At 72.1% G+C, this 23,165-nt stretch carries 17 protein-coding genes; 9 read left to right on the forward strand and 8 right to left on the reverse strand.

Annotation, left to right across the window (positions count from 1 at the left end; all coding sequences use genetic code 11):
* Positions 1-94 precede the first annotated feature (94 nt).
* Together ABD331_RS10130 and ABD331_RS10135 are read left to right on the forward strand one after the other, a co-directional pair.
* Positions 95-1,696, forward strand: coding sequence for a flavin-containing monooxygenase (locus ABD331_RS10130; protein WP_344472949.1), 1,602 nt, complete (start codon positions 95-97; stop codon positions 1,694-1,696).
* Between the two features lie 143 nt (positions 1,697-1,839).
* Positions 1,840-4,176: an ExeM/NucH family extracellular endonuclease gene (locus ABD331_RS10135; protein ID WP_344472951.1), complete on the forward strand. Its 2,337-nt coding sequence runs from the start codon at positions 1,840-1,842 to the stop codon at positions 4,174-4,176.
* 44 nt (positions 4,177-4,220) lie between these two features.
* On the opposite strand, the gene ABD331_RS10140 is transcribed toward ABD331_RS10135, so the two are convergent.
* Positions 4,221-5,828: an ABC-F family ATP-binding cassette domain-containing protein gene (locus ABD331_RS10140; RefSeq protein ID WP_344472953.1), complete on the reverse strand. Its 1,608-nt coding sequence runs from the start codon at positions 5,826-5,828 to the stop codon at positions 4,221-4,223.
* Positions 5,829-6,152: 324 nt separating this feature from the next.
* Between ABD331_RS10140 and ABD331_RS10145 the strand changes: the two genes are divergently transcribed.
* Positions 6,153-6,731 (forward strand): dihydrofolate reductase family protein, encoded by a 579-nt coding sequence (locus ABD331_RS10145; RefSeq protein WP_344472955.1) that lies wholly within the window; start codon positions 6,153-6,155, stop codon positions 6,729-6,731.
* Between the two features lie 33 nt (positions 6,732-6,764).
* Here the strand turns inward: ABD331_RS10145 and ABD331_RS10150 are convergent, their stop codons facing one another.
* Genes ABD331_RS10150 through ABD331_RS10165 form a run of 4 tightly spaced genes read right to left on the reverse strand, consistent with a single transcriptional unit; the run spans position 6,765 to position 12,352 of the window.
* Positions 6,765-8,765 (reverse strand): ABC transporter ATP-binding protein, encoded by a 2,001-nt coding sequence (locus ABD331_RS10150; protein ID WP_344472957.1) that lies wholly within the window; start codon positions 8,763-8,765, stop codon positions 6,765-6,767.
* A gap of 15 nt (positions 8,766-8,780) precedes the next feature.
* Positions 8,781-9,659 (reverse strand): ABC transporter permease, encoded by an 879-nt coding sequence (locus ABD331_RS10155; RefSeq protein ID WP_344472959.1) that lies wholly within the window; start codon positions 9,657-9,659, stop codon positions 8,781-8,783.
* Positions 9,656-10,615, reverse strand: coding sequence for an ABC transporter permease (locus ABD331_RS10160; protein ID WP_344472962.1), 960 nt, complete (start codon positions 10,613-10,615; stop codon positions 9,656-9,658). The genes ABD331_RS10155 and ABD331_RS10160 overlap by 4 nt, the downstream gene beginning before the upstream one ends.
* A gap of 3 nt (positions 10,616-10,618) precedes the next feature.
* Positions 10,619-12,352 (reverse strand): peptide ABC transporter substrate-binding protein, encoded by a 1,734-nt coding sequence (locus tag ABD331_RS10165; protein WP_344472964.1) that lies wholly within the window; start codon positions 12,350-12,352, stop codon positions 10,619-10,621.
* Positions 12,353-12,551: 199 nt separating this feature from the next.
* On the opposite strand from ABD331_RS10165, the gene ABD331_RS10170 reads away from it, so the two are divergent.
* The 3 genes from ABD331_RS10170 (at position 12,552) to ABD331_RS10180 (ending at position 16,149) form a co-directional block, all read left to right on the forward strand.
* Positions 12,552-13,691, forward strand: coding sequence for an ROK family transcriptional regulator (locus ABD331_RS10170; RefSeq protein WP_344472965.1), 1,140 nt, complete (start codon positions 12,552-12,554; stop codon positions 13,689-13,691).
* An 11-nt stretch (positions 13,692-13,702) separates the two neighbouring features.
* A complete protein-coding gene (locus tag ABD331_RS10175; protein ID WP_344472967.1) occupies positions 13,703-15,133 on the forward strand; it encodes a M81 family metallopeptidase in 1,431 nt (476 codons plus the stop codon).
* A 116-nt stretch (positions 15,134-15,249) separates the two neighbouring features.
* Entirely contained in the window at positions 15,250-16,149 is a 900-nt protein-coding gene (locus ABD331_RS10180) for a hypothetical protein (protein WP_344472969.1), read from the forward strand.
* A gap of 19 nt (positions 16,150-16,168) precedes the next feature.
* On the opposite strand, the gene ABD331_RS10185 is transcribed toward ABD331_RS10180, so the two are convergent.
* The gene (locus tag ABD331_RS10185) at positions 16,169-17,410 is read right to left on the reverse strand and encodes a DUF3500 domain-containing protein (protein ID WP_344472971.1); all 1,242 of its coding nucleotides are present in this window, start codon (positions 17,408-17,410) and stop codon (positions 16,169-16,171) included.
* A gap of 13 nt (positions 17,411-17,423) precedes the next feature.
* Positions 17,424-18,134 carry a FadR/GntR family transcriptional regulator gene (locus tag ABD331_RS10190; protein WP_344472972.1) on the reverse strand — a complete coding sequence of 237 codons (711 nt, stop codon included), beginning with the start codon at positions 18,132-18,134 and terminating at the stop codon, positions 17,424-17,426.
* Between the two features lie 76 nt (positions 18,135-18,210).
* Between ABD331_RS10190 and ABD331_RS10195 the strand changes: the two genes are divergently transcribed.
* Positions 18,211-19,065, forward strand: a complete 855-nt coding sequence (locus tag ABD331_RS10195; protein WP_344472973.1) for a fumarylacetoacetate hydrolase family protein — start codon at positions 18,211-18,213, stop codon at positions 19,063-19,065.
* Positions 19,062-20,702: a carboxyl transferase domain-containing protein gene (locus ABD331_RS10200; RefSeq protein ID WP_344472974.1), complete on the forward strand. Its 1,641-nt coding sequence runs from the start codon at positions 19,062-19,064 to the stop codon at positions 20,700-20,702. Before ABD331_RS10195 ends, ABD331_RS10200 begins: the two co-directional genes overlap by 4 nt.
* A 114-nt stretch (positions 20,703-20,816) precedes the next feature.
* Here the strand turns inward: ABD331_RS10200 and ABD331_RS10205 are convergent, their stop codons facing one another.
* The gene (locus tag ABD331_RS10205; protein ID WP_344472976.1) at positions 20,817-21,800 is read right to left on the reverse strand and encodes an aldo/keto reductase; all 984 of its coding nucleotides are present in this window, start codon (positions 21,798-21,800) and stop codon (positions 20,817-20,819) included.
* Positions 21,801-21,922: 122 nt separating this feature from the next.
* Between ABD331_RS10205 and ABD331_RS10210 the strand changes: the two genes are divergently transcribed.
* Positions 21,923-23,140: a cytochrome P450 family protein gene (locus ABD331_RS10210; protein WP_344472978.1), complete on the forward strand. Its 1,218-nt coding sequence runs from the start codon at positions 21,923-21,925 to the stop codon at positions 23,138-23,140.
* Positions 23,141-23,165 lie beyond the last annotated feature (25 nt).

The raw sequence follows: 23,165 nt of genomic DNA on the forward strand, positions 1-23,165 counted from the left end.
CCCCCGAGTGCCAATCCTGTGGCGAGATCTTGGCCGCCGGTCACGCCCATGTCAGGGTTACGGTCACCGACCGAGCCGACAAGGGGTGATCGCCATGACCGAAGCCACGTCCTTCGACGCGGTGGTGATCGGCGCCGGGTTCTCCGGCATGTACATGCTGCACCGGCTGCGCGGCCTCGGCCTGACCGCCCGGCTCTACGAGGCCGGTGGCGGCGTCGGCGGCACCTGGTACTGGAACAGGTATCCGGGGGCTCGCTGCGACGTGGAGAGCGTCGAGTACTGCTACTCCTTCTCCGAGGAGCTGCAGCGGGACTGGGACTGGACCGAGCGCTACCCGTCCCAGCCGGAGATCCTGCGTTACGCCGAGCACGTCGCCGACCGTTTCGATCTGCGCCGCGACATGAGGTTCCGGACGCGGGTCACCCGGGCCGCCTACGACGAGGCCGCCGCGCGCTGGCGGGTGGAGACCGATAGGGGCGACCGGGTGACGGCCCGTTTCGTCATCACGGCGGTGGGCTGCCTGTCTGACGCCCGGATTCCCGGCTTCCCCGGCGCCGAGTCCTTCCGCGGCGAGAGCTACCACACGGGGCGCTGGCCGCACGAGGAGGTGGAGCTGGCGGGCAAGCGGGTCGCGGTGATCGGCACCGGCTCGTCCGGCATCCAGGTCATCCCGGTCCTGGCGGAGCTGGCGGCCGAGGTGACGGTCTTCCAGCGCACTCCCAACTACACGATCCCGGCCTGGAACCGCCCGCTGCAACCGGAGTACGCCCGCTGGGTGAAGGACAACTACGCCGACATCCGCCGCAGGATGCGCGACTCGCTGTTCGGCATCGCGGCGTCGTTCAACACGGGCTCGGCGCTGGAGGCGTCGGAGCAGGAGCTGCGTGAGGAGCTGGAGGCGCGGTGGGCCCACGGCGGGCCGGGCTTCCTCGGCGCGTTCGCCGACACGGCGGTGGACCCGCGGGCGAACGAGCTGGTGGCGGAGTTCGTCCGGGAGAAGATCCGGCAGACCGTGGAGGACCCGCGGGTGGCCGAGCTGCTGTCGCCCCGCGACCATCCGATCGGCACCAAGCGGCCGTGCTTCGACACCGACTACTACGCCACGTTCAACCGGCCGAACGTGCGGCTGGTGGACGTGCGCAGGACGCCGATCGAGGAGATCACGGCGGCGGGGCCGCGCACCGCGGAGGCGACGTACGAGGTGGACGTCATCGTCTACGCGACCGGCTACGACGCGCTGACCGGCGCGCTGCTGGCCATCGACGTGACGGGGGCGGGCGGTGCGGCGCTGCGGGAGAAGTGGGCGGCCGGGCCGCGCACGTACCTGGGGCTGATGACCGCGGGGTTCCCCAACCTGTTCACGATCACCGGGCCGGGCAGCCCGTCGGTGCTCAGCAACATGTTCGTCTCCATCGAGCAGCACGTGGACTGGATCGCCGACTGCCTGCGGCACCTGGCGGAGTCGGGCGCGACCGTGATCGAGGCGGACGCGGACGCCGAGGACGCGTGGATGCGGCACGTCGGCGAGATCGCGGCGGCGACGCTCTTCCCGCGGGCGAACTCCTGGTACCTGGGTGCGAACATCCCGGGCAAGCCGCGGGTGTTCATGCCGTACGCCGGAGGCGTCGGAACCTACCGGGCTGCCTGCGACGAGATCGCGGCCAAGGGGTACGAGGGGTTCGTGATGTCGCGCTGACCCTCAGGAGTGTCGGCTTGGCATCGTCCGAAGCCGACACATCCAGGGCTCCAAATGGACACGAAGTGTCAATGTTCAAGATTTCATGACACGTCCACACCCAATACAGGATTTTCGTCGTTTGTCGGTTTACGCTCCCCGGCATGCGTGTTAAGTCCCGGGTCCCGGCGATCCTCGTCGTGGCCGGCCTCGCCGGTTCGATCGCCGCCCTGTCCTCACCCTCCGTGGCCGCCGCGGCACCAGGCACCGTGGTCATCAGCCAGGTCTACGGCGGAGGCGGCAACACCGGCGCCCCCTTCTCCAACGACTACGTCGAGCTGTTCAACCGCAGCACCGCGCCCGTGTCACTGGACGGCTGGTCCGTGCAGTACACCAGCGCGAGCGGCACCGGGAGCTTCGCCTCGAACAAGGCCGACCTGTCCGGCACCCTGGCGCCTGGCCAGTACCACCTCCTCCAGCTCGCCGCAGGCAGCACGCCCAGCGGCGCGCTGCCCCAGCCCGACGGCACCGGCTCGATCAACATGAGCGGCACGGCGGGCAAGGTGGCGCTGGTGCGCTCGACGGAGGGCCTGGCCTGCAACGGCTCCTCCACCGCCTGCACGGAGGCCCAGCTCGCGCAGCTCGCCGACCTCGTCGGGTACGGCGCCGCGAACTTCTTCGAGGGCACCGCCGCCCCCGCCCTCACCAACGCCACCGGCGGGTTCCGCAAGAGCGGCGGCTGCGCCGACAGCGACGACAACGGCGCCGACTTCGAGACCGCCGCCCCCGCGCCGCGCAACAGCGCCACGGCCGCGGCCCCCTGCGGCGACGGCGAGCCGACCCCCACGCCGACGCCGACCCCCACTCCCACGGAGAGCTGCGACACCCCGGCCACGCACCAGATCCCCCAGGTGCAGGGCAACGGCGACGCCAGCCCGTTGGCCGGGCAGAACGTCCGCGTCGAGGGCGTGGTGACCGGCTCGTTCCAGGGCTCAGGCGGCCTCGGCGGCTTCTACCTCCAGGCCGCCCTGCCGGACGCCGACCCGGCGACCTCCGAGGGCCTGTTCGTGTTCTCCTCCTCGCCGGTCAAGACCGGCGACCGGGTGCTCGTCTCCGGCAAGGCGATCGAGTACAACGGCCTGACCGAGATCTCCCCCGCCACCGCCGTGAACGTCTGCGGCACCGGCACCGTCCGGCGCAGCGAGATCGACCTGCCGCTCAGGAAGGGCCAGACCTTCGAACGGTACGAGAACATGCTCGTCACCTTCGACGACGACCTCGCGATCTCCGAGACCTACAACCTGGCCCGGTACGGCGAGCTGCTGCTGGCCGAGGACGAGCGGCTCTTCCAGCCGACCGACCGCGACGGCGTGGACACCGACAGGGACGCACGGCGCAGGGTCCTGCTCGACGACGGCTCCAACGCGCAGAACCCGCCCACGCTGCCGTACCACACCCAGGGCTCGAACACCGTCCGCGTCGGTGACGAGGTGCGCGACCTGACGGGCGTCCTCACCTACGGCTTCGACGTCTACCGCGTCCAGCCGACCGAGCCCGTGGTCTTCCGCGCGAAGAACCCGCGCCCCGCCCGCCCCGAGCGGGTCGGCGGCGACGTCAGGGTGGCCAGCCTCAACACGCTCAACTGGTTCACCACGCTGGGCTCACGCGGCGCCACCGACGCCGGGGAGCGGGACAGGCAGCTCGCCAAGCTGGTGGCCAACATCACCACGCTCGACCCGGCCGTGGCCGGGCTGATGGAGGTCGAGCGCAACTCCGACGTGGCGCTCAACGCCCTGGTGGACGCGCTGAACGCGAAGGCGGGCGCGGGCACGTACCAGGCGATCACGCACCCGAACCCGGGAACCGACCTGATCCAGACCGCGCTGATCTACCAGCCGGCCAAGGTCACCCCGGTCGGCCCGGCGCGCTCCTCCACCGACCCGATCTTCAACCGGCCGCCGCTGGTGCAGACGTTCGCGGGGGCCAAGGGGCACGGCAGGACGTTCACGGTGCTGGTCAACCACTTCAAGTCCAAGGGCTGCACCGACGTGGACGGCCCGGCCACCGGCGCGGACGCCGACCAGGGCGACGGGCAGAGCTGCTACAACGCCAAGCGCGTCAAGCAGGCGCAGGCCGTGCTGTCGCTGATCGACGAGCTGAAGCTGAAGAACGCGCTCGTCCTCGGCGACATCAACGCCTACGGCGAGGAGGACCCGATCGACGCCTTCGAGGCCGGCGGGCTGACCAGCCTGAGCAAGAAGTACGTGGACGAGGACGAGCGTTACAGCTACGTCTTCGACGGCCTGTCGGGCGAGCTGGACCACGTGCTGGCCGACAAGGGCGCACGCAAGCTGGTGACCGGCGCCACGATCTGGCACGTCAACGCCGACGAGGGCCGGTTCATGGACTACAACACCGAGTTCAACCCGCCCTACCTGTACGCGCCCGACGCGTTCCGCTCCTCCGACCACGACCCGCTGCTGGTGGGTCTGCGCCTCTGAGAACACCATGATCCGGCCGCGGCTGAGCCGCGGCCGGATTTTTTTCAGGATTCCAGCAGGCGGCCGTCCGACAGCTCCAGCCAACGCTCGATCCCGATCTCGGCGAGGAACCGCTCGTCGTGGCTGACCACGATGAACGCCCCCTCGTACGCCGCGAGCGCGCTCTCCAGCTGCCCCACGCTGACCAGGTCGAGGTTGTTGGTCGGCTCGTCGAGCAGCAGGAGCTGCGGCGCGGGCTCGGCGCACAAGACGCAGGCCAGGGTGGCGCGCAGCCGCTCGCCGCCGGACAGCACGCCCACCGGCAGGTGCGCCCGCTGGCCCCGGAACAGGAAGCGGGCCAGCAGGTTCATCCGGTCCGCCGCGGGCATGGCGGGGGCCGCGGCGGCGAGGTTCTCCGCCACGGTGCGGTCGAGGTCGAGCAGGTCGAGCCGCTGCGACAGGTAGGCCACCCGGCCGTCGGCCCTGCGCGTGGTGCCGCCGTCCGGCGTCAGGTCGCCGCTGATCATGCGCAGCAGCGTGGACTTTCCCGCGCCGTTCGCGCCGGTCAGCGCGATGCGCTCGGGGCCGCGCACGGTCAGGTCGAGGCCCTGCCCGGCGAACAGGCCGCGCGCCTGCAGGTGCTCGCCCTGGAAGACGGTGCGCCCGGCGGGCACGTTCGTGCCCGGCAGCTCCAGCGCGATGCGCTGGTCGTCGCGCAGCGCCCGCCCCGCCTCGTCCAGCCTGGCCTTGGCGTCGCTGACGCGGGAGGCGTGCATCTGGCCCGCCCGGCCGGCCGACTCCTGCGCGCCCCGCTTCATGTTGCCGGCGAAGATGCGCGGCAGGCCGGCGTTCTTGAGGTTGCGGGCGGCGTTGCCCGCGCGGCGCTCGGCCCGCTCGCGGGCCTGCTGCATCTCCCGCTTCTCCCGCTTGAGCTCCTGCTCGGCGCTGCGCACGGTCCGCTCCGCCGCCTCCTGCTCGGTACGGACGGCCTCCTCGTACGCGGTGAAGCCGCCACCGTAGAAACGCAGCTCGCCCCGTTCCAGCTCCGCGATCCGGTCCATGCGGTCGAGCAGGGCGCGGTCGTGGCTGACCACGAGCAGGCAGCCGTTCCAGTCGCCGAGCAGGTCGTGCAGGCGGTGGCGGGCCGCCAGGTCGAGGTTGTTGGTCGGCTCGTCGAGCACCAGCACGTCGGGCCGCTTGAGGAGCTGCGCGGCCAGGCCGAGCGAGACGACCTGGCCGCCGCTCAGCGTCTCCAGCCTCCGGTCGAAGGCGAGCCCGTCGAGGCCGAGCCGGTCGAGCTGGGCGCGGGTGCGCTCCTCGATGTCCCAGTCGTTGCCGATCGTGGTGAAGTGCTCCTCCGCGGCGTCGCCGGACTCGATGGCGTCCAGCGCGGCGATCACCGGGGCGATGCCGAGCACCTCGGCCACGGTGAGGTCGCCGGTGAGCGGCAGGCTCTGCGGCAGGTAGCCGAGCACCCCCTTGACGGAGATGTCGCCGCTCGACGGCCGCAGCTCGCCGGCGATGAGCTTGAGCAGCGTGCTCTTGCCCGCCCCGTTCGGCGCGACCAGGCCGGTACGGCCGCCGCCCACGCTGAAGGACAGGTCGGTGAAGACAGGAGTGTCGTCGGGCCAGGAGAAGGACAGCCCGGAACAGATGACGAATGCGTCGGACATCGGAGAAGACCTCGGAGAAGGTGACCCGGGCACGCTGAAGGGAGCCCGGCAAGGGAACAAGGGATCGACGAGATGGGCCACACCGGCGACGCGTCGCACGCGCCGGCCGGGGCCGGGTCAACCTCCGGTATCACCCGGAGATGTCGTCGTCACCTGCCACGTCTGCTCTCCTTATGGTCACGATTGAGCACTTTCCACTGTAGCACCTCACGCCCGTCAGCCCTCCTGACGCACGAACGGGCCCGACGCGGCGCGGAGGTTGTCGATTCCGGCGTGGCGCGTTCGACGCGTTGATGAGAGCTTCGAGAACACACGGGAGATGTGATGGGCACTGTGGTGATGCACAACGTCGTGTCGGTGGACGGCTTCATCGCCGACGAGCACGACGGGATCGGGCCGCTGTTCGACTGGTACGCCAACGGCGACGTCGAGCTGGTGGAAGGCTCGGGGATCAAGGTCTCCAGGACCTCGGCCGACTACGTCAAGCCGATCTGGGCCGCCATCGGGTCGATGGTGATCGGGCGGCACCTGTTCGACATGACCAACGGCTGGGAGGGGAGGCCGCCGACGGGTGAGCACGTGGTCGTGGTCTCCCACCGGCCCAAGCCCGAAGGGTGGCACCCCGAGGCGTCGTACCACTTCGTGGACGACGTGGCCCGGGCGGTCGCGCTGGCCCGGGAGCTGGCGGGCGAGCGCAACGTCGCCGTCGCGGCGGGCGAGGCCGGCGGGCAGGCCCTCGCCCTCGGGCTGGTGGACGAGGTGGCGATGGACGTCGTGCCCGTGGTCCTCGGGTCGGGCAAGCGGTACTTCGGCTCGGTCTCCGCCCAGCACCTGCTCGACGACCCGCACGTGGTGGTCCAGGGCGACCGCGTCCTGCACCTGCTCTACCGCGTGCGCCGCTAGCCTGCCGCCGGTGAGGCGCGCCCGCCCCCGCGGTCAGGTCGCCTGTGTCTCCTCGCGCAGCGGGAAGTGGCAGGCGACCTGGTGCCCGCCGCCCTCCAGCACCGGCTCGGTGGCGCAGACGTCCTGCGCCAGCGGGCAGCGGGTGCGGAAGCGGCAGCCGGTCGGCGGGTTGAGCGCGCTGGGCAGCTCGCCCTGGATGGTGGTGTCAGGGCTGGGCGTGTGGCCGGGGTCGGGCGACGGCACGGCGTCCAGCAGCGCCTGCGTGTACGGGTGGCGCGGCGCCCGCACCACCTGGTGGGCGGGCCCGACCTCCACCAGCTTGCCCAGGTACATCACGCCGATGCGGTCGGCCATGTAGTCGACCACGGACAGGTCGTGGCTGATGAACACGTACGACAGGCCCAGCTCGCCCTGGAGGTCGCGCATCAGGTTGAGCACCTGCGCCTGCACCGACACGTCCAGGGCGCTGACCGGCTCGTCGGCCACGATCAGCCGGGGCCGCAGCGCCAGCGACCTGGCCAGCCCGATGCGCTGGAGCTGCCCGCCGGAAAACTCGTGCGGGTAGCGCTCCAGCGCCCGCCTCGGCAGGCCGACCTGGTCGAGCAGCTCGCTGACCCGGGCGCGGCGCGCGGCGGCGTCGCCGACCTGCTGGATCTCCAGCGGCTCTGTGAGGATGGAGTCGACGCGCATGCGCGGGTTCATGGCCGCGTAGCTGTCCTGGAACATGAGCTGCACCTTGCGGTGCATGCGGTGGCGTTCGCGCCGGTCCAGGCCGGCGATGTCGGTGCCGTCCACGACGATGCGGCCGCCCGTGGGAGTTTCCAGCCCGGCGACGAGGCGGCCGACGGTGGACTTGCCGCAGCCGGACTCGCCCACGATGCCGAGCGTCTCACCCGGCTTGACCTCGAAGGACACCCCGGCGACGGCGCTGACGCGCCCGGCGCCCTTGCGCAGGCCCGCGCCGCCCGCGTCGTACTCCTTGACCAGGTCCCGCACGCTCAGGATCGGCTCGGCGGGCGCGGCGGCGGCTCTGGCCTGGCCGGCCGAGGCCGCGATCGTGATGGGCTCGGTGACGGGGTGCAGGCAGGCGAACGCGTGCCCGTCCCCGGTGAGCGGCACGTCGGTGGTGCGGCACTCGTCGGTGGCGAAGCGGCAGCGGGGCGCGAAGCGGCAGCCGGTCAGCGGCCGTGACAGGTCGGGCGGCAGGCCGGGGATGCTGTAGAGACGTCCCTCGGCGGCGGATTCCGGCAGGGCGCGCATGAGCGCCTCGGTGTAGCGGTGGCGCGGCGCGCGGAACAGCTCGGTGGTGGTGGCGGTCTCCGCCACGCGGCCCGCGTACATGACGGCGACCCTGTCGGCGCGGCCGGCGATCACCCCGAGGTCGTGGGTGACCAGGATGACCGCCATCTTGAACTCCTCGCGCAGGTCGTCGATGAGTTCGAGGATCTGGCGCTGGGTGGTGACGTCCAGCGCCGTGGTGGGCTCGTCGGCGATGAGCAGGCGCGGGGAGCGGATGAGCGCCATGGCGATGACGACGCGCTGGCGCATGCCGCCCGAGAGCTGGTGCGGGTAGTCGTCGACGATCTTGTCGGGGCGGGGCATGCCGACCCGGCGCAGGATCTCCACGGCCCGCTCGCGCGCCTCGGCCTTGCCGACGCCCTGGTGCACCCGCAGCGGCTCGGCGACCTGGGCGCCGATGCGCATGGTGGGGTTGAGCGAGGTGAGCGGGTCCTGGAAGACCATGCCCATCTCGACGCCGCGCACCCGGCGCAGCTCGGGCGCCCGCATGGTGCGCAGGTCGCGGCCGTCGAAGAGGATCTCCCCGCCGACGACGCTGCCGCCCGGGGGCAGCAGCCCCATGATCGACAGCACGGTCATGGTCTTGCCGCTGCCCGACTCGCCCACGATGCCGAGCGTCTCGCCCTGCCTGACCTCCAGATCGACCTGGTCGAGCGCGTGCACGGTGCCGCGCCGCAGCGCGATGTCGGTGCTGAGGCCGCGCAGCCGCAGCAGCGGCTCGCCGGGAACCTCCATGTACGAAACCTCCTGCTAGCGCCGCCGGAGGCGGACCTCGAAGACGTCCCTCAGCCCGTCGCCGATGAAGTTGAAGGCGAGGACGATGAGGATGATGGCGATGCCCGGCGGGTAGAGCAGCCACCAGTGGCCGCTGAAGGTGTCCGACAGGCCGTCGGACAGCATCCCGCCCCAGTTCGCCGCGGGCGGCGGCACGCCCAGGCCGAGGAACGACAGGTAGGCCACGTAGAGGATCGCGTCGGCCACCTGGAAGGTGGCGTTGACGATCACGGTGCCGATGGCGTTCGGGATGATGTGCCTGCGCACGGCGCGCCCGCCGGTGCCGCCCATGCCGCGCATCGCCATGACGTACTCGCGGGTGCGCAGCGACAGCGCCTCGCCGCGCACCAGCCGGGCGGGGCCGAGCCAGGCGAAGGCGCCGATGATGAGGATGAGCATCGGCACCGTGGGCGTCACGATCGAGGCCATCAGCATGAACAGGAACAGCGCCGGGATCGACATCATGGCGTCCACGACGCGCATCATGACCGCGTCCACCCAGCTTCCGGCGAACCCGGCGACGGCGCCCCAGACGGTGCCCACGACAGTGGCCAGCAGGCCGGCGGCCAGGCCGACGATGATGGACGTCTGACCGCCCAGCATGAGCCGCCCGAGCTGGTCGTAGCCGACGCCGTCGGTGCCGAGCGGGTGGCCGTCCGTACCGGGCGTCAGGAAGACCTTGGTCAGGTCGGTGTGCACCTGGTCGGTCTGGTAGAACAGCGGCCCGAGGAAGGAGAACGCGGCGAGCAGCACGAACAGGGCCACGCCGACCAGCGCCAGCCGGTTCTCGACGAAGACCTCGAGCCCCTGCCGCCACATCCCGCGGACGGGCGCCTCTTCCTGCGGAGCGGTCATGACCGGCCTGCCTTGAGTCGTACGCGCGGATCGACCGCGGCGTAGAGCACGTCGGCGACCAGCGCGCCGAGCACCGTGGCCACCGAGATCAGCAGCGTGACCCCGAGCAGGATCGGGTAGTCCCGCTTGAGCGCCGCCTGCCAGAACAGCAGCCCCATCCCCGGGTAGTTGAACAGCCGCTCGACCACGAGGGCGCCGCTGAACAGCGCGGGCAGGTACATGCCGAGCAGGGTGATGACGGGGAACAGGCCGTTGCGCAGCGTGTGCCCGACGATCACCCGGCCCTCCGACAGGCCCTTGCTGCGTGCCGTGCGGACGTAGTTCTCGTTCAGGTTGTCGACCATGGACGAGCGCACGTACCGGGAGTAGACCGCGACGGTGAGGATCGTCAGCGTGAGCGTCGGCAGCACCAGCCCCGCCGGGTCGGCCAGCACCTCCGCCATGGTGAAGCCCTGCGGGGCTTCAGGCGGCATAACCGGCCACACCTGGGAGAACAGAATGATCATCATGAGACCCATGAAGAAGATGGGCGTGGCGTACGCCAGCAGCGCCAGCCCGTTGATGGTGTAGTCGGGCCAGCGGTTGCGCCGCACCGCCTGCACCACGCCCAGCGGGACGGCCACCACGACCGCCAGGAACGTCGAGGCCAGCGACAGCAGCATGGTCTTGGGCAGCCGCTGCCAGATGGCCTCGGTCACCGACTGGTTGAGCTGGAAGGAGTAGCCCAGGTCGCCCTGGACCAGCCGCCGCAGGTAGAGCGCGTACTGCTCCCACAGCGGCCGGTCGTACCCCATCTCGTGGTTGAAGGCGGCGATCTGCTGGACGGTCGCCTCCTTGCCCAGGATGGCCCGCGCCGCACCGCCGGGCAGCAGGTGCAGGATCACGAACGTGATCAGCGTCACCAGGATCACGATGACCAGGGCCTGGCCCAGGCGCGTGAGGAGGTAGCGGGCCAACGGTCAGCTCTTCCAGGACCAGTCTTGGAAGTACATCAGGTTCATCGGGTCCTGCGGCTCGACGCCCTGGAGGCCCGACTTGTACGCCGAGATCTGGTAGACGGGGTTCGGCATCCACAGCACCGGCAGGTCCTTGGCCAGGAAGTCGTTGTACTCCTGGAGGGCGCCGGCGTCGGCGGAGAACTGCGCCTTCTCGATCAGCTCGTCGGCCTCGGGGTTGCTGTAGCTGCCGAGGTTGACGGGGGCGTCGGTCTGGAACAGGCGCTCACCGGAGGCGAAGGCCGGGTAGTACCAGCTGCCCTGCGAGCCGAAGAACGACATGTCCCAGTCGCACTTGGACTCCTCGGGCTTGCAGGCCGGGGTGACCGCGACGGAGTCGGGCACCTCCTTGATGGTGAGCTGCACGCCGACCTTGGCCATCGTCGACTTGATCTCGGCGAACATCTTGGTGGTCGCGGCGAAGCCCGACTGGCTGGTGACGGTGAAGCTGAGCGGGGTGTCCTTGGCGATGCCCTCGCCGCACAGGGCGGGGTCGGCGCAGGTGGTCTGCCCGTCGGGGGTCACCTTCCAGCCGTGGCTCTGCAGCAGTTGCTGGGCCTTGGCCGGGTCGAACGGGTAGGCGCAGCCCTGGCCGGCGGGCGAGCCCTGCTTGGCGGGGACCGGGCCGCAGGTGGGGGCGGCCATGTCCGACCAGATCACCTTGCTGATCGTGGGCTGGTCGATGAGCATCTGCAGCGCCTGGCGCAGGTACGGCTGCTTGAACAGCACCCCCGACTTGGGGTTGTTGTAGTTGAGCTGGAGGTAGGTGATCGACCACCCGTACCAGGGGGCGACCTTGTAGCTCTTCGACTCCAGGTAGGCCTTCTGCGACAGGTTGGCCGGCGGGATGTAGCCGTAGTCGATCTGGCCGGCGCGCAGCACGTTGAACTCGGCGTCGTCGCCGGTGAACGGGCGCAGCACGATCTTGTTCAGCTTCGGCTTGTCGGGGCCGGAGTAGGCCTCCTGCTTGGCCAGGACCACCTCGCCGCTGGGCACGTAGCTCTGCAGCTTCCACGGGCCGCTGGTGGTCTTCCACAGCGGGTTGGTCGCGTACGACTTGGGGTCCTTGGAGGCGGCGGTCAGCTCCTCGAAGGTCTTCTTCGCGTCGCCCTTGTCCCAGGCGTGCTGGGGCAGCGGCACGATGCGGTTGAGCTGGTTGCCGACGAACCAGGCGGCGTTGTACGCCTTCGTGGTGGTCAGCGAGAAGGTCTTGTCGTCCTTGACCTTGAAGGACTCGACGTTGTCGGGGAAGCCGCCGGGCTTGTAGGAGGCCCACTTGTCCTTGTTGGCGGTGACCAGGTCCCACCAGAACTGCACGTCCTTGGTGGTGATCGGCTTGCCGTCGGACCAGGTGTTGTCCTTGAGCGTGATGGTCAGCGTCTTACCCTCGTCGCTGACGACGGGCGGCTCGGCCAGCGACCGCTGCGGGTTGACGTTGTCGGTGCTGGAGCCGTCGAGCTGGTAGCTGTACAGCTTGCGGTACAGGGCGGTGGAGAAGATGTCGTTCTCGCCCTGGGTGAAGCCGGGGGCCGAGATCGGCAGGATCCAGTTCGGCGTGCGCAGGGCCACGGTCACGGTGTCCTTGCCCTGCGCGCCGCCGCCCTGCTGCGTACCGCCGCCGCCGGCGCCCGCGCTGCAGGCGGTCAGACCGAGCCCGATGGCCACCACGCCGCTCAGGATGCGGGTTCTCGTCCCCATGTTTCTCCTCGTCGGAACGTGCGCGTGCCCTCCAGGGGCCCTTCAATCGGGAGAATGTATAGAGGTACAAGTTCTAAGTCAATGCGAAAAATCATCTTTGTTCGGGACACTTATTTCGGGATAGAGTCCGCGGCGAAGCATCTATCGGGTGATCGTTCTCGTGCCCGATGATGGGTGTTCCATCAAGGGGAGGAGAGGCATGTCGGAGCCGCCCGCCAATCTGCGCGAGCAGGCGTTGAGCCTGCTGGCCAGCGGCAAGGCCGCCTCCCGCGCGGATCTGGTGGAGATCATGGAGGTGGCTCCGTCCACGGTCTCCAGCGTGGTGCGCCGCCTCCTGGAGGAGGGCACGATCCTGGAGGAGGGCGTGGGCGCCTCCACCGGCGGGCGCCGGCCCAGGATCCTGCGGCTGCGCGAGGACGGCGGCGTGTTCACGGTCGCCGAGCTGGGCGCCCGCCACGCCCGCGTCGGCCTCTGCTCGCCCACCGGCGCCCTCCAGGCGGCCGAGGAGTTCGCCGTCGACATAGGAGCAGGCCCCAAGGCGATCTTCGACCGGGTCGCCGAGGCCTTCGACGGCATCAGGACCGCCCACGCGCCCGGCCGCCGCCTGCTGGCCGTCGGCATGGCGCTGCCCGGCCCCGTGGACTTCCCGCACGGACGGCTCGTCGGCCCCGCCCGCATGCCCGGCTGGAGCGGCTACGACGTCCAGCGCGACCTGCGCGACCGCTTCCAGGTGAGCGCCGTCGTCGACAACGACGCCAAGGCCGCCGCGATCGGCGAGCACGTCACCCGCCGCGAGGCCGGCGACATGATCTACGTCAAGGCCGGCAGCGGCATCGGCGGCTGCCTCGTCAGCGGCGCCCAGATCTACCGGGGCGGACGCGGGCTGAGCGGCGACGTCACCCACGTGCGGGTCGCCGACAGCGGCGAGCGCGACTGCACCTGCGGCAGCCGCGGCTGCCTGGAGACCGTCGCCAGCGGCGCCGCGCTCGCCCGCGAGCTGGCCGGCCGCGGCCTGCCCGTGAACAGCCTCCGCGACGTCATCGCCGCCACCGTCAACGCCGACCCCGCCGTGGTCACCCTCGTCCGCCAGGCCGGCCGCCACCTCGGCGTCGCCCTGTCGGGCCTGGTCAACTTCCTCAACCCCGACAGCGTCGTCATCGGCGGCGCGCTGTCGAGCCTGGACGTCTACGTGGCGGCCGTCAAAGGCATGCTCTACGAGCGCTGCCTGCCGCCCCTGACCCAGACGCTGTCCATCGAGGCGAGCATCGCCGGCCCCGACGCGGCCCTCATCGGGCTGGGGCACCTCCTCCGCGAGACCGCCGACATCCATTCCGCGTAGAAAGCCGCACCGTGTCCTTGCGCATCGCCATCTGTGGCGTCCACATCGAGTCCAGCACCTTCTCGCCGCACCTCAGCGGCGCCGGCGACTTCACCGTCACCCGCGGCCAGGCCCTGCTCGACAGGTACGACTGGCTCGGCGACCCGTGGGCGGCCGACGTGGAATGGGTGCCCGTCGTGCACGCCCGCGCCCTGCCCGGCGGCGCGGTGGAGCCCGCCGCGTACGACGCCTGGCGGGCCGAGATCGTCCAGGGCCTGTCCGCCGGCGCGTTCGACGGGGTGCTGCTCGACATCCACGGCGCGATGAGCGTCGTCGGCCGCCAGGACGCCGAGGGCGACCTGATCACCGCGATCCGCTCCGTCATCGGCCCGGAGCCGCTCGTATCGGCGGCCATGGACCTGCACGGCAACGTCTCCCCCACCCTGTTCGCCGGCTGCGACCTGCTGACCTGCTACCGCACCGCGCCGCACGTGGACGTCTGGGAGACCCGCGAGCGCGCCGCCCGCAACCTCGTCGAGGCGCTGCGCGGCGGCGGCCGCCCGCACAAGGCGCTGGTCCACGTGCCCATCCTGCTGCCCGGCGAGATGACCAGCACCCGCGTCGAGCCCGCCCGCGGCCTGTACGCCCGCATCCCGGACATCGAGGCCAGGCCCGGCGTGATCGACGCGGCCGTCTGGATCGGCTTCGCCTGGGCCGACGAGCCGCGCTGCACCGGCGCCGTCGTGGCCACCGGCACCGACGCCGCCGCCACCGAGCAGGCCGCCCGCGAGCTGGGGCAGGCGTTCTGGGACGCGCGCGACGACTTCGCCTTCGTCGCTCCCACCGGCTCCATGGACGAGTGCCTGGACGCCGCGCTCAAGGAGGGCTCCGCCCGGCCGTACTTCATCAGCGACTCCGGCGACAACCCGGGCGCGGGCGGCGCCGACGACGTCACGTACGCGCTGGAGCGGATGCTGGCCAGGCCCGAGATCCGCGACGGCTCCGCCCGCGCCGTCTTCGCCTCCCTCTTCGACCCCGAGGCGGTGGCGCAGGTCGCCCACCTGCCGGTCGGCTCGCCCGTCAGCGTCCGCGCCGGCGGGCGCCTCGACACCCGGCCGCCGGGGCCGCTGCTGCTGGAGGGCACGCTGGAGGCCGTCGCCGACGACCCCGACGGCGGGCGGGTGGTCAGCGTGCGCGTCGGCGGGCTGAGCGTCTTCCTGACCTCGCGCCGCATGCAGTACCGGCTGCTGGAGTCGTACCGGCGGCTAGGGGTGGACGTCGCCGGGGTGGACGTGGTCACCGTCAAGATCGGGTACCTGGAGCCGGAGCTGTTCGAGGCGGCGGCCGACTGGATGCTGGCGCTCACGCCCGGAGGCGTGGACCAGGACCTGCACCGGCTGCCCTACCGGAACCTGCGGCGGCCGATCTTCCCGCTGGACCGGGACGCCGCGTTGAACTTCTGACACCGTCGCGGCGGGAGCTGGAGTCGTTGGTGATCGCTTGCCACCGTCGCGGCAGGAGCCGAAGGCATCGGTGATCGCTTGACACCGTCGCCGCAGGGGCGATAGGCCCGTCGCTCGTGTCATCCAAAATCGCCTTACCCGGCTTATCCGCCCTGGCACTCCTGGTGCCGCTCGTCCCCGCCGCAGTCCTGCCCGGAGCCGCGAACGTGGCCACCTGCGTGGCCGTCACCGCGCTCCTGGTCGTGCCCGTCGTGGTGCTGCGGCACAGGCGGTGGGCGCCCCGGCTCGGCGCCGCGCTGCTGGCCCTGCTCGCCGTGGCCGCCGCCACGCCACCGCTCACCGGGCTCGGCGCGCCCAGCGAGGAGGAATGGCAGGACGCCATGGCGGTCGCGTACGCGATCAGCGGACCGTCCGGCGTGGACGCCCTGGTCTCAGAGGGAGCGCTGAACTTCCTTCTCTGGAGCGGCGACTTCCTGCTGCTGCTCGCACTCGCCTGCCTGGCCTGCGCGGGGCTGCTGCTGGCGCTCCACCGGCTGCTCCACCACCAGGCGCGTGCGCTCCTGCCGCTGCGCTGGCGGTGGCCGCTGGCCATGTGGAGCGCGGCCCTGGTGCTGGTCAGCATTCCGTACGCGATGCTGGTGGCGATCCTGGCCGATGGGCCGAGCGAGATAGGGATGTCGTTCTACGACGGCGCCTGCTTCGGCAACTCGGGGGAGGTCATGTTCGCGACGGCCGTCCTGTCCCTCCTCCCGCCGCCGATCGTGGTCGCCGTGGGCTTCGCCTTGTGGGCGCTGCTGGCGGGCACCGGTCACCGGCCGACGGCCCGGGTCGCGGGCTGGCTGACGGTGGTGCCGCTGGTGGCCGGTGACCTGATGGTGAGCTGGCTGCCCGTGCTCGGCTGCGCGCAGTCCTCGGACGAGGTGACCAACCCCGTCACAACGGGATGGGTGCTGTACGTGCTGCTTCCCATCGTCCTGATCCTCCTGGCCGTACGGCTGCGCCGGGCTCGTCATTGAGCTCGCGATGTAGTGCCGGTCACCGGGCCTGCCACTGACGGACCCAGGCGCGGCCGTAGTCGTTGCCGTGCGGGGTGCGCAGCACGGTGTGGACGTGGAACGGCTTGGGCGTGTCGTAGTCGAGGAACACCCCGCAGTGGTGGTCCAGCTCGGCGATGAGCACCGGCGACTGCAGCCGGTAGTAGAAGACGTCGCCCGGCCGGTGGCCGCCGATCCAGCAGAACCAGGTGTCGTCCAGGTGCTCGGCGATCTCCCGCAGGCGGGCGGCGCGCGGCCCCTCCGGCAGCAGCCGGACGTAGCACTCGGCGATCGCCAGGGCGTGCTCGCGCGCCTCGGCGGGCGCGTCAGCGAGACGCACCCCCTCGAACGGGATGACGCGGTTGTCCTGGAACGCCCCCGCCAGGTGCCGTTCGTCGCCGGGGTGGACGCGGCCCTCCGGCATCGCGGGATCGACCATCCGCTCGTACAGGACGGCCTGGCTGCGCTGCTCCCGCGTCAGCGCGCCCATCAGCCGCAGCCCGAGCCGCACCCGGTCGGCGAACAGGTCGCGCAGGCCCGCGTGCGGGCCGGCGTCGATCTCGTCGGGCTCGGCGCCGAGGAACACCGGCGACAGCACCATGCGGCCCTCGACGACCAGGCAGTTGAGCGCGCAGTGGTGGCCGTAGAGCTGCCAGCCCCACGGGGCCTGCGGGTCGGGGGCGCCGTAGAGTGCGAGGTTGTAGCTGAACTCGTTGAGGATGGTCTCCAGGCCGACGACCTCGCCGAGGAAGCCGTTGACCAGCATCATGGCGTGCGCCAGCCGGTAGCCCTCGGGTGAGAGCGAGGCCCGCACCAGGGCCAGCGCCCGCTCGCGGACGGCCTGCGGCTGCAGGTCCAGCCGCAGGCCGGTGTCGAACTGCATGAACTCCGGGTTGGCCCAGGTCTGCCACTCGACGGCGTCCACGGCGAACGCGATCCGCTCGCGCCCCTCGTCGTCCAGGGCGGAGAGCAGGTCGTTCGCGGCGGTCACCATCGCCTCGACCGGCGCCTCCTCCCCCGGCTCCGCGGGCTTGAGCGGGTGGAGGCCCGCGCGCAGGACGCCGTCCTCGGTGACGCCGTGGAAGTCGTTCCCGTAGAGCGGCGTCCAGCCCTCGACCAGGCCGCCGGTGAACGTGCCGGGCTTCCTGGCGAACTCGCGGTAGGCGTACGGGTCGAGCCCCCGCACCTCGGCCAGCCTCGGGTGATCGTGCGGGAACAGGTACTGGCGGTACTCACCGGGCATGCGGGGCCCCTTCTTACGTGGTGGTGTTGTGCCGGGCGACGGCGGCGCGGACCGCGGTCTCGTCTCCCGCGGCGATCGCCGCCACCAGGTCGGCGTGGACCTGGTAGCGCCCGACACGGTAGTCGGCGGCGGCCGGGTCGTCGTCGAGGCGGGAGGACGCGGCGCCCAGGTGGCCCAGGGTGCCGGTGTAGACGGCCCGCGCCATCGCGTTGGGGCTGATCCCGGCGATCCGCTCGTGCAGCGCCCAGTTGGCGCGCATGAAGGCGTCCCAGTCGGGGGCTGCGCGGAGCTGCGCCAGCAGGGCGCGCAGGTCGGCGACGTCCTCGTCGGTGCGGTGGCGGGCGGCGCCGACGTCGATCAGCTCCTCCAGGTGGTCGCGCAGCTCGATGGCGTCGGCGACCGTGCCCGGCTCCTCCTCGACGCTCAGCAGCGTGTGCCGCAGCCGCACCACCGGCCCGCGCTCGGCGACGAACAGCCCGCCGCCGCGCCCCGGGCGGATCTCCAGCACGCCCCTGTCGCGCAGCAGCCGGACGGCCTCGCTGACCGTCGCGTACGCCAGGCCGGTCTCCGCGCGCAGCGACTCCAGCGTGCCGACCGGCTCGCCAGGGGCCAGCCCGCGCGTGCGGATCCGGTCGTCGAGCAGGGCGGCGAGCTGCTCGGCACGGGTACGCGCGCCCTGCCCCAAGCCGGTCAGGGCTTGTCCGGATGAGGAACTCTGCGGCATAGTCCTTATCTAAGCACAAACCTTCGAACCTTTAGAAGGGTTCGCACCCTTCGCCCGCCGCAAGGAGAGATGACCGATGAGGATCGTGGGGATCCGCCGCAACGGCGGCCCGGTCGAGGTGGCGTCCCTGTCACCGGACGGCACCGAGGTCGCGGTGCTCGCCCCGCTGGAGGACTTCTGGGCCGACGCGCGGGGCCGCCTGTCGCGGGAGCCCGCCGGCGAGACCGTCGCGGCCACGGCGGTCACCTTCGTCCCGCCCGTGCTGCCCGGCGCGCGGGTCATCTGCATCGGGCTGAACTACCTCAAGCACGCCGCCGAAGGCTCCTTCGCCGGCAAGGACCTGCCGCCGTACCCGACGCTGTTCGCCCGCTGGACACAGTCACTCACGGTCGGCGGCGCGCCGGTGCCGGTCCCGTCCGGTGAGGACGGCCTCGACTGGGAGGGCGAGGTCGTCGCGTACGTCGGCGCGCCCCTCGCCGACGCCGGCCCCGAGCAGGCGCTGGACGCCGTCGTCGGCTACTCGGCCTTCAACGACATCACCTCGCGCAGGGCGCAGAAGCTCACCAGCCAGTGGATCCTCGGCAAGAACGGCGACCACTCCGGCCCGCTCGGCCCCATGGTGCCCGCCGCCGAGGTCGGCGACCTGCGCGACGGCCTGCGGGTGCGCACCCGGGTCAACGGCGAGGTCGTGCAGGACGGCAGCACCGACGAGATGGTCTACACCGTCGGCGACACCCTCTCGCTCATCTCGCGCACGTTCACCGTGCGCCCCGGCGACCTGCTCGCCACCGGCACGCCCGCCGGCGTCGGCTACGCCCGCACGCCCCCGTGGCTGCTGCAGCCCGGCGACGTCGTCGAGGTCGAGATCGACCGCCTCGGCACGCTGCGCAACCCGATCGTCGGCAACGACGCCCGGCTGCCAGGCGCATGACCCGCCCGGCCGCCCGCGCCCTGATCGAGGCCACGGTCGATCCCGGCAGCTTCCGCTCCTGGGACGAGCCCATCGACCGCGGCGGGTACGACCCCGGCTACCTCGCCGTGCTGCGGCGGGCGCAGGAGAAGGCCGGCACCGACGAGGCCGTGCTCACCGGACGGGCGTCGATCCGCGGGCACGCGGCGGCGCTCGTCGTCAGCGAGTTCGGCTTCCTCGGCGGGTCCATCGGCGTGGCCACGGCCGAACGCATCGTCGCCGCCGTCCGCCGCGCCACCCGCGAACGGCTGCCGCTGATCGCCGCGCCCGCCTCGGGCGGCACCCGCATGCAGGAGGGCACGCCGGCGTTCGTCCGGATGGTCGAGATCAGCCGGGCCGTCGTGGCGCACAAGGCCTCTGGGCTGCCCTACCTCGTCTACCTGCGTCATCCTACGACCGGCGGGGTGTTCGCCTCTTGGGGGTCGCTGGGGCACGTCGCCGTCGCCGAGCCTGGGGCGCTGATCGGGTTTCTCGGGCCGGTCGTGTACCGGACGTTGCGTGGCGAGCCGTTTCCTGAAGGGGTGCAGGTGGCGGAGAACCTGGTGGACAAGGGCATTCTGGACGCGGTCGTCCCTACGGAGAAGCTGGCCGGCGTCGCGGCGCGTGCCCTGGCCCTCCTCTCCGGCACGCCCCGCCCGCCCGCGCCACCTCCAGTCCCCCGCCCGGCCTCACCGGCCGCCGTGCACGATCCCCGGCCATCCGCACCCGGCGCATGGCCGTCTTCCGGCACGGGCGACGCATGGCCGTCAACCGGCGCGGGCGACGCACGGCCGTCAACCGGCGCGGGCGACGCACGGCCCTCTCCCGGCGCGGGCGACGCACGGCCCTCTCCCGGTGGGGGCGACGCATGGCCGTCAACCGGCGCGGGCGACGCACGGCCCTCTCCCGGTGGAGGTGACGCGTGGGCGTCGATCAGCCTCACCCGCCGTCCCGACCGGCCCGGCGTTCGTGAGCTGCTGCGGCACGCCGCCGACGACGTCCTGCCGCTGCACGGCACCCAGCTCGGCGAGACCGACGACGCGCTCCTGCTGGCGCTCACCTCGTTCTCCGGCACCCCGTGCGTCCTCGTCGGCCAGGACCGCCGCACCCAGTCCCAGCACCGCCCCCTCGGCCCCGCCGCCCTGCGGGGCGCCCGGCGCGGCATGCGCATCGCCCAGGAGCTGCGCCTGCCGCTGGTGTGCGTCATCGACACCCCGGGGGCGGACCTGTCGGCGGCGGCCGAGGAGGGCGCACTGGCCGGCGAGATCGCCCGCTGCCTGGCCGAGATGGTGGAGCTGACCGTCCCCACCGTCTCGGTGCTGCTGGGCGAGGGCACCGGCGGAGGCGCGCTGGCGCTGCTGCCGTCCCGCCGGGTGATTGCGGCGGGCAACGCGTGGCTGTCGCCGCTGCCGCCGGAGGGGGCGAGCGCGATCCTGCACGGCGGCCCCGAGCAGGCGCCGTCGGTGGCCAGGCGGCAGCGGGTGCGCGCCGTGGACCTGCTCGCCGAGGGCATCGTGCACGCCGTCGTGCCGGAGCACGTCCCTGCGCACGAGGACCCGGCCGGGTTCGCCCGCCGCATCGCCGACGAATGCGTCCGCCAAATCACCGCCCAGCGTTAGAGCCGGAGCGCCGCCCACCGCTGGGGCGGTGAGGCGGGGCGGCGGTTCAGGCCGGACGATGGATCAGGCCGGACGATGGATCAGACCGGACGATGGATCAGACCGGACGATGGATCAGGCCGGACGATGGAGCAGCTCGCCGATCTGCGCCAGCTCCGCCGCGCTCAACGGCCCGTGCCCGAGCGCGCCCGCGTTCTCCTCGGCCTGCGCCACCGTCCTGATCCCCGGAATCGGCACGGTCCGCTCGCTCCGCCCCAGCAACCACCCCAGCGCCCCTTGCGCGAGAGTCCGCCCGCCGGAGGTCAGGACGTCGCGGATCGCCTCCATCATGGCGAGGAACTCCGGCGCGGGCCGCCCGTCCCGGAACAGCGTCATCCACGCGGGCGAGTCCCCCCGGACGTCGTCGTCCGGCAGCTTGGACGAGGGCCCGTACTTGCCGGACAGCAACCCCATGGCCAGCGGCCCCCGGTTCACGGACGCCAGCTCGTGCGTGTCACAGACGGCGAGCATCGCCGGGGCGTCCCGCAGGACGCTCAGCTCGTGCTGGACGGCCGCGCAGTGCGGCCCCTTGGCGAAGGCCGCCGCCCGCTCGGGGTCGTCGGTGCTCCACCCGTACGCGCGGATCAGCCCGTCGTCGACGAGCGCCTCCAGGGTGGCGATCAGGTCGTCCACCTGCTCCAGTGGCGCGTCGCCGATGTGCAGCTGGTAGAGGTCGATGCGGTCGGTGCCCAGCCGTTCCAGGGAGGCCGCGCAGGCCTGCCGGATGTAGCCGGGCGAGATGTCGCGGCCGGTGACGGTGCGGGTCGCGGGGTCGAAGACGTTGCCGAACTTGGTGGCGATGACCACGTCGTCCCGCCGCCCGGCCAGCGCCCGCCTGAGCACCCGCTCGCTGTGGCCCGCGCCGTAGACGTCGGCCGTGTCGAAGAAGGTGACGCCGAGGTCGAGCGCGCGGTGCACCGCCGCCACGGACTCGTCGTCGTCCACCTCTCCCCACCCGGCGGGCTTGCCGCCTGAGACGAACGGCCCTCCGATGGCCCACGCGCCGAACCCGACGGCGCTCACCTGGATGCCGCTGCGCCCCAGCTCCCGGACGATCATGTTCAACTCCCTCGTGCCGCGTGATGTCCCGGGGACGACGCTGCCACCTGGAGTGGGGTCCAGGTCAAGGCGAACAGTGTGCGCACTGGCGCGGGGATGGTCATCGGCGGAGCATGCGAATCATGACCACCCGCGATGACACCATCCTCGTCGGGACCCCCGACTTCAAGGCCCATGCCCACGCCCGCTACGCCGAGCTGCGCGCGCGGGGCCCGATCCACCGCGTGCGCTCCGCCGACGGTTCCGCCGTCTGGCTGGTCGTCGAGTACGAGCTGGGGCGGGAGGCGCTGGCCCACCCGAAGCTGAGCAAGGACCCCGAGCCGTTCGCTGAGCGGCTGCGCGCGGCCGGGCAGCACATCATGCTCGCGGGCTCCGGCTTCGGCGGCAACATGCTGACCGCCGACCCTCCTGAGCACACCCGGTTGCGCCGCCTGGTGGCCAAGGCGTTCACCGCGGGCGCCGCCGAACGGCTGGCCCCGCGCATCGAGCGGCTCTCCCACACTCTCCTGGACGCCGTAGCCCCCGCCGGCCAGGCCGACCTGGTGGCCGCCTTCACCAGGCCGCTGCCCATGGCGGTGATCTGCGAGCTGCTCGGCGTCCCGGAGGAGCGCCGCGCCGACCTGCGGCGCTGGACCCGCGAGGGCATGAGCAACCCCTCGGCGGAGCAGCGCGCCGCCCTGCTGTCGCTCAACTCCTACCTGCGCGGCCTGCTCGACGACAAGCGCCACACCCCCACCGGCGACCTGCTCTCCCAGCTCATCCGCGTGCACGACGACGACCACGGCCGCCTGTCCGACACCGAGCTGCTCGGCACCGCCGTCCTGCTGGTCGTCGCGGGCCACGAGACCACCGTGAACCTCCTCGGCAACGCCCTGGCCGCGCTCCTCGACCACCCGGAGCAGGCCGCGCGGCTCATGGCGCGGCCGGGCCTCATCCCGGCGGCGGTGGAGGAGTTCCTGCGCTACGACGCCCCCGTCGAGACCACGCCCGCCCGCTTCGCCACCGAGGACCTCACGCTCGGCGGGCAGCGCATCAGGGCCGGGCAGGCGGTCGCCGTCGCCCTCACCTCGGCCGGGCGCGACACCCTGCCCCCGGACGAGTCCGCCCGCCTCGACGTGACCCGCGCCGAACCCCGGCACCTGGCCTTCGGACACGGCGTCCACTACTGCCTGGGCGCGCCGCTGGCCCGCATCGAGGCGGCGGTAGGGCTGCGCGTCCTGCTGTCCCGACTGCCCGGCCTGGCCTGGGCCGACCCGTCGGCGCAGGTGCGCTGGCTGCCCGCCGGCATCACCCGCGGCCCCGTCGCCCTGCCCGTGCGGTTCACCGCCGCGACCGCTTGAGCCCCGAATCATCCGGACGCCGGTC

Origin of the sequence: Nonomuraea monospora, assembly GCF_039531895.1 — a bacterium.
GTDB lineage: Bacteria > Actinomycetota > Actinomycetes > Streptosporangiales > Streptosporangiaceae > Nonomuraea > Nonomuraea monospora.